Below are 1098 nucleotides of genomic sequence, written 5' to 3'. Positions count from 1 at the left end.
CTCAGAGTCATGAGCGACATTGCTTATCCCTTTAAGGCAAAAGGCAATAGGCAATAGGCAATAGTCAAGAGAGTTTGAAGCGATGCAGCGAGGTAGCGCGGTCTTGGGGGTCCCCCCCATGAGCGACTACCGGTGCGGTGCTGGGGGTTCCCCCCTTGAGCCTGAATTGATATCGTAGGTAATCTCCCTCCTTATCCCCTATTCCCTGTTCCCTCGAACTTTAAATAAGTGAAATAAATAATCGGGTGAACCCAAGAGCTCACCCGAAAACTCAGCTAAACTAAACTCAAACTAATCTACTTAAGAGTTCCCGCTGGAATGCCCAAAATATCTTCAATCTTGGGCATTTCTTCGATAGGAATCACTCGTCCTTCGTCTTCAAATCCAGCGATTTGATCAAAGTTCAAATACTGATACAAATCACTAGCAAAGGGATTAATTTTCTCGGCTACAATTGACTGATACTCTTCAACGCTTGGAATCTGACCTAACAAAGCACAAGCTGCTGCTAATTCAGCGGAACCCAAGTAGACTTGGGCACCTTTACCCATACGATTATTAAAATTACGAGTAGAGGTGGAGAATACTGTAGCTTTATCAGCAACCCGAGCTTGATTACCCATGCAGAGGGAACATCCAGGCATTTCAGTCCGGGCACCAGCTATGCCAAAGATACCGTAAACCCCTTCTTCTTTGAGTTGTTTCTCATCCATCCGGGTAGGGGGACAAATCCACAAGCGAGTGCTAACAGGGGGTTCCCCTTGTAGGACTTTGGCAGCGGCACGGTAGTGTCCAATATTGGTCATGCAAGACCCAATGAATACTTCATCGATGCGATCGCTTGCGACTTCAGACAACAATTTCACATTATCTGGGTCATTGGGAGCCGCTACAATCGGCTCAGTGATTTCATTCAAGTCAATCTCGATAATTTCAGCATACTCTGCATCTGGATCGGCTTCCATCAGTACCGGATTTGCCAACCATTCTTCCATCTTGGCCACCCGACGCATGATCGTACGGGCATCGTTATAGCCTCGTGCCACCATATTTTTCAGTAGCGCGATATTGGAACGCAAATACTCAGATACTGTTTCT

General features: G+C 46.4%; 1 protein-coding gene. It reads right to left on the bottom strand.

The window, feature by feature from the left end; translation table 11 throughout:
• Positions 1-296 precede the first annotated feature (296 nt).
• Positions 297-1098 (bottom strand): aconitase family protein (locus tag F6K49_RS52040; RefSeq protein WP_293110878.1); only part of this gene is annotated, 802 nt, incomplete at its 5' end.

It is taken from the genome of Moorena sp. SIO3I6, from assembly GCF_010672095.1.
This window is presented reverse-complemented; position numbering and strand designations above follow the sequence as displayed.